Below are 6,812 nucleotides of genomic sequence, written 5' to 3' on the forward strand. Positions count from 1 at the left end.
CCTTATTGGTAGCCTTGAACTACATTCGAATCAATTAATAGTTTGTATACACCTTTTTCGTATAAGGTACACTAACCTTCATTATTTAATACTATTTGAAGCTACTAAAATTGAATTTATATAATTCAGTACCTCAGCCTCTTGATCTATAATAAAAAAATGCCCTCCTTCAAATTTTTGGAAATCGCAGTGACCACTAGTTTCATTTTTCCAATTAATTAGTTTTTCCCCTTTACTACCCATATCTGAATCTCCATATAATATAAACAAATCGCTTTTTATTTTTCTATGATTATTTGCTACATACTCTTCCGTTATTTTATAATCAGCTCTTAGAATAGGTCCAAAAAGATCTGTAAGTTCATCATTCTCAAAAACCAATGCATCAGTTCCCCCAAGTTCAAATATTTTATTGAAAAAAAGCTCTTTTGGTAGTAAATGAACTTGTTTATTTTCTCTTTCTCTAGGGCAGGTACAACCTGATATAAATATTTTTTGTGGCATTTTAATCTTTTCATTAATAATTCGATGAACCAATTCGAAAACAATCAACCCGCCCATGCTATGTCCAAATAAAGAATACTCAGAATGAGCATCAATTTGATCAATAATTCTTAAATAAACATCGTCTACTGCCTCTTTCAAAGTCTTATACAAAGGTTCCCTCATTCTTGAGCCCCTACCTTTTAATTCAATCGGCACTATCCCTATATCTTTATTCATTCTCTTCCATTTATTGAATATCGTCGCTGAAGCGCCCGCATATGGAATGCAAAATAACTTTGTATTAATCATTTTGTACCTCCTCTTATCATAGTGTTTGAAGTTAAATTTTCAGTTCCCGAGGGGCCAAAAATCATCAGCAAAATTTCCTGCGAGATCTTTGACCTGCCTGTGGGACAATAGAATTGGTAAGCTTGTTTCAGGATATTTCCTTGTACCCTGCTGATCAAAAGATACTGCTTATTTAAGCTTGCCACACAAGAACCACTACTATTTTCTAACCACAACGTTATACTGCTTCGGATGATGTAGCTCAGACTATCATGAATCCCATCATGTACCATTTATGAGTGGAACCGGGGATTCACTTGCTTCCTTTTACAAACCATATAACCAATCAGATACCTACCACCTTCTAAAATGCTTGCTTGATACAGCCAAACGCAATAATAACAGCTTGACATAGAAGGTATGGAAGCCAAACGAATCTTTATTGGCAACTCGCTCATTACCTACAATCCAACTTGAAGTTATGAACTGAAATTGAATATATACACAATCAATACAAAAAGGTAACCAGTTTACTATTTTTTCCATAAAAAAAGAACGATCCCATCGATGCCTGGGTGATTGCAGACCATCTGCGTTTCGGGCCACTTCTGCGTGACAGGTAGGATAAAATTGAAAATCAAGCCTTCCAACGGCATACACCTTACTCATTTCTACTTGATGCAGAGTATTGCTAAGGATAAAACTCACTTCCTGAATCAAGTCTTTTTAAAGTTCAGTGAACTCCATTAGTTATTCAGGAATCATGAATCTGAATAAGTAGGGGAAAGGGATTAGACATTTATGCTACTGGAATCCTCGCTGAAATAGCTGATGTTCCCCGGAAAACATTCGCTGATACAAATATGACAGGCTTGAGCCAGATCCGTCCCACGGTTTTAAAATTAAGCGAAAAAATCAATTTGCTAGAGTCCATAAGTTCGCAAATCTTCGAGCTTATGGCCAGTAAGCGGATCTGTCAAGTTTTACCCCGTAGATTAGATTCTGAATTTCGATGTGAACGTATGTCCTTATGTAGTCAATGTCTAGCACAAGACCTATCGTGAATTTTGTATCATTCTAATCTGTTTTGTAATGCGCTCACTCTGTAGGAAGGTATTCCTGGCACATTCGCTACACTATAACGTTGTTTGATTAAAAAAATTACTAGTTCCACAACAAGCTTATTCTTCATTACGAGCAAGCTAAGCAATTGTCGGGCCATGCAAATAGCTATTCTGGTAATTCGTTGATATACTGAAGTTCCATCTGCATAACCCCCTTTTGTTTTAGGTATTAATTCCAGAAATACAATCTTTTTATATTTCAGCTCAGTTTTATTCCATTAACAGCTGATTTTGGCTTTCACTCACTTTTTAAATTCAGATTTTTAAAATGAAAGGCCATTTCTTTAATAGTTCTATATGAATAAACTATAATTTCTTCAACTTGGAATCCATTTTTTTCTAGCTCTAATTCTAATTGTACTGCTTTTATTGAATGACCACCTAACTCAAAGAAATCATCTGTTCGTCCTACTTGCTCAATCCCCAAAACTTTTTTCCAGATCTCAGCGAGTTGCTCTTCTAGTGCTCCTTGGGGTGCAACATACTCATTTCCTCGCATCCACCCCTCTTTTGGTAAAGGTAATGCCTTCCGGTCCACTTTTCCGTTTGAAGTCAATGGTATTCGCACTACATCGATAAAGTAGGCAGGTACCATATAACTTGGTACGAGTTTCTCCAAATGCCTTCTTAATTCGGTTACATCTATGGTGGTCTCACTAACAAGATAAGCGCATAGATACTTGCTGCCATCGTCTGACTCTCGTGCCATAACCACGGCCTCGTTAACCGAATCATGCTTCAACAGCTGCGCCTCAATCTCACCACATTCTATCCGGTATCCACGAATCTTCACCTGATGATCCATCCGACCCATATATTCCAGAGTCCCATCTGGTAACCACCGTGCTAAGTCTCCACTTCGGTACATCTTTTCTTCGGGTTTAAACGGGTTCGCAATAAATCTATTCCTTGTGAGCTCCTCGCGATTCAAATAGCCACGAGCAATCCCTTTTCCACCAACAAAAAGCTCTCCAATCACGCCTACAGGGACAAGTTTTTGCTGTTCATCGAGTATATACATAGTGGTTGTGGGAATAGGATGACCGATATTACTTTTCTCACTTTCAATATCCTCCATAGTCACTTCCCTATAGGTCGTGTGAACAGTTACCTCTGTGATCCCGTACATATTAATTAATTTCGTATGTGGATACGCTATTTTCACTTTATATATTTTTTTTGGACTTAGTGCTTCTCCAGCAAAAATGATATAGCGTAGTGCCAAATCATTTCCAATGAAATTGCTTCCCTCTTGCATAAGGGCATAAAATGCTGTCGGTGTTTGATTCAAAACTGTTACTTCCTCTTGTAATAATAAATCTGTCAACGCCTCTGGAGATTGTGCAATAAACTTTGGTACGATAACAAGTTTTCCCCCATACAGTAAGGCACCGTACATCTCCCAAACAGAAACGTCAAAACAATAAGAATGGAACATTGTCCATACATCATTCGCATTAAAGTCAAATTCCATTTCATCATTTAGAACTAAGCGAATGACATTTCTGTGTTCGATGATAACCCCTTTAGGTAAACCTGTAGTACCTGAAGTGTATATGATGTATGCAGCATCTTGGGGGCTATTTATACCCTCTAAATTTGTTATCTCCTCTTCCGATATGACATCCAGTTCCTCTGAGAGATTGAATGTTACTCCACTAAATGTAGTAGCAGCAACATATTCACCTGTTGTAATTAAGAATGAAGCCTTGCTATCTTCGAGAATGTATTCTACTCTTTCCGCCGGATAATCTGGATCAATTGGGAGATATGTTCCTCCTGCTTTGAGAACGGCTAATATACTAATAATCATTTCAATCGATCGGTCTAGCATAAGCGCAACAATAACATCTGGTTTAACTCCATGAGACCTTAAAGCTCTTGCTAGTTGGTTAGAACGCTCATTTAACTGACGATATGTTAACTGTCGACCTTCAGCTGCAACAGCAATATTCTCTGGTGTTTTTTGAACCTGTTCCTCGAATAACTGATGTATGGTCTGATGAGATGGATAACCTGCTTTTGTTTGGTTAAATAAGTATACAAGCTGTTCTTTTTCCTCTGCTGTAACCATTTCAATCTCATCAATCGTTGCGTTCGGATTTGCTATGATTTGCTTAATAACATGTTGCAAATGACCTTTCATTCGTTCCACACTTCCAGGTTCAAACGCGTTCAGATTGTAACTGAATTTTATAGCAAGTTCCTTTTCAGGTATCAAAATCACATTAAAGTCATAATTCGTTTGCTCAAACGTATTGAAATTAGATAGTTCCAATCCTACTCCTGCTGTTTGACCCATGTCCTTCAAGCGATCATCCATCGGGTAATTTTCAAACACCATAATATGATTGATCAAATCTTGTTTTAGTGTACATTGATTTTGGATCTCATATAAAGGATACGAACTATATGCATCTGACTCGCTCGCTGCATATTGAACTGCCTTCAGTACCTCCGTAAACTGTTGAGTCGGACTATTTGAAATTCGGACAGGAATAGTATTAATAAACAAGCCTACCATCTTCTCGATTCCTGGTATCACTGCAGGTCTCCCCGAAACGACTGCACCAAAAACAACTTCATTCGTTCGGTTATATTTCTGAAGGACTATTCCCCAAATCGTCTGCATCATGGTATTTAATGTGACCTGGTATTTGTTCGCTAACTGTTGTAGTATTCGCGTCTGCTCCTCACCTAACGCAAAACACAACTCCTCTTGTTCATATCTCTCTTGTCCCACTGTCTTTTTATACCCCGGCAGGGTGGTTACTACATCGATAGTTTTTAAATAATTCTGCCAGTAATCAGATCCCTTTGCTTTATCCTGTTTTTCTAACCACTGAATAAAACGACTATAAGGCTGTGCCGTCTCCAATTGTAAGCGTGTTCCCTTATTTAAGGATTCGTAGATTTGGAGTAATTCACCAAACAAAATACCTAGACTCCAACCATCTATAACAATGTGATGGAAGCTCCAAATCACCTCGAACTGCTCCTCACCCATCTCAAAAACAGCTACTCTCATTGGAACATCCTTCGTCAACCTAAATGAATTCTTTTTATCTTCTTTAATATAATCAGATATCATATTAATCCTAACATTTTCTAACTCATGAGAGATGTTTTTATATTTTATATGAAGATTTTTCTGTTTTTTTAAAACAATTTGTAGTGGATTCTTAGTATTTTTATAAGAAAAAATTGTTCGTAATACTTCATGCCTCTCAATAAGTAAATTGAAGCATTTTTCCAAAATTAAAACATCAAAACTCCCCTTTACACTAAATCTTATCTGCTCATGGTAGGCTTCATTCTTCTGATAAAGGGAATGGAACAACATTCCTTCTTGCATCGATGATAAGTGATACACATCTTTAATATTATCCTTAGAAAAAAGGTTCATAAATTTTAATCTCTCCTAACTCCTAATATAAATCAATATTTTTCTAGGGCAGTGATTGAGGAGATATTTCGGAAATTCACTTTTTTATCTCCGCACTTACTTAGAAAATTTCATCAATAACATTGGTTTCTGCTGGGATTATTCTTAGGGTTCCGAATTTGTTATATTCGGAACCCTGTCAGTACTCAAAACTCAAGGAATAGCTCAATCTATTAATGATTGATACAATGCCTCTAAATCTTCAAATGAAATATTCTTACTGCTCAAATCACTTGGAGTCAGCTCGGTATTTTCTTTCTCCACACAGTGCTTAATAATGGCTGTTAGCTTCTGCATGTAACTGCTCGCAAGATTCTCCGTCTCCTGCTCACTGTACTGCTTTCCGTTGTAACCAAACGTAAATCGCATTCTTCCTTCTTTCACAATGCCACTCACTTCTAGTGCACTATTTCGTTGCAAATCAGAACTTGCCATAACCCCTCCAGATAACGAAGATCCTTCGAAGATCTCTGTCTGGAAGTCTTGGTCAAACTGTCCTAAATAGTTGAAACTAATTCCAGATACTTTCCGTCCATCGCCTTGGCCTTCCTCACTCCAGTAGCGGTACATGCCGTACCCGATTCCTTTGTTCGGAATAGAACGTAGTGCTTCTTTTATGGTTTTTATTTGTCTTCCCAGTTCCTGTTCTTTGACTTGAAGAATCACTGGATAGATACTTGTAAACCATCCTACCGTTCGAGTAATATCTAATCCTTCAACCAATTCCTCTCGGCCATGACCCTCCATATCAATACATATTTCTTTCCTTCCATCCCATTCATGGATTGCCATCGCAAGGGCCGTCATTAGAATATCGTTGATTTCGGTATTGTAAGCTTGGTTTACCTGACGGAGCGCTTTTTCCGTCATGTCCTCATCCAGTTGTACCTCGATATACTTTCCATCGCCAATTTGTCCGACTTCTTCCGCCGTTACTTCCGCTCCTACCCCATTGGCCTGGTTTAATCGTTGTTGCCAGTAGCTTTTTTCTGCCGCGAATGCTTCACTGCGGACATATTCCTTCATCCGACTTGACCATTCTTGGTATGATGCGGTCTTCGCCTGGAATTTGATCTCTTCACCCTTCAGCGCTTGAGCATATCCTGAAGCGAAATCTTCTAATAATATCCGCCATGATATACCGTCGACTACCAAGTGATGGATCACAATGAGTAAGTGATCGCCATCGTCTGCTCGGAACAGCCCCAGTCGCATCATTGGACCTTTTTCCAGGTCGATACTTTCTTGAATACGCGTGGCTTGTCTCTCTACTTCTTCCAGGCCTTGGCCTCTTACTTCTAGCACCGGTACCTCTACCAACAATTCTTGGATGCCCTTATTGTACTGATGCACCGTGGTTTCTGTTTGTTCATACACCATTCGCAGAGCATCATGATGCTCCATCATACGCTGCATCACTTGTTGCACAATATCTTCACGATAACCTTCCTTGCGATATAACATCACGC

General features: G+C 38.4%; 3 protein-coding genes. All 3 read right to left on the bottom strand.

Annotated features, from left to right (window positions below; genetic code table 11):
* Positions 1-81: 81 nt before the first annotated feature.
* The gene (locus A3844_RS21590; RefSeq protein WP_074108423.1) at positions 82-795 is read right to left on the bottom strand and encodes a thioesterase II family protein; all 714 of its coding nucleotides are present in this window, start codon (positions 793-795) and stop codon (positions 82-84) included.
* Between the two features lie 1,341 nt (positions 796-2,136).
* The gene (locus tag A3844_RS21595) at positions 2,137-5,304 is read right to left on the bottom strand and encodes a non-ribosomal peptide synthetase (RefSeq protein ID WP_074108424.1); all 3,168 of its coding nucleotides are present in this window, start codon (positions 5,302-5,304) and stop codon (positions 2,137-2,139) included.
* A 204-nt stretch (positions 5,305-5,508) separates the two neighbouring features.
* Positions 5,509-6,812 (bottom strand): condensation domain-containing protein (locus tag A3844_RS21600; RefSeq protein ID WP_244169821.1); only part of this gene is annotated, 1,304 nt, incomplete at its 5' end.

It is taken from the genome of Paenibacillus helianthi (genome assembly GCF_001909055.1).
Taxonomy (GTDB): Bacteria; Bacillota; Bacilli; order Paenibacillales; family Paenibacillaceae; genus Paenibacillus_AQ; species Paenibacillus_AQ helianthi.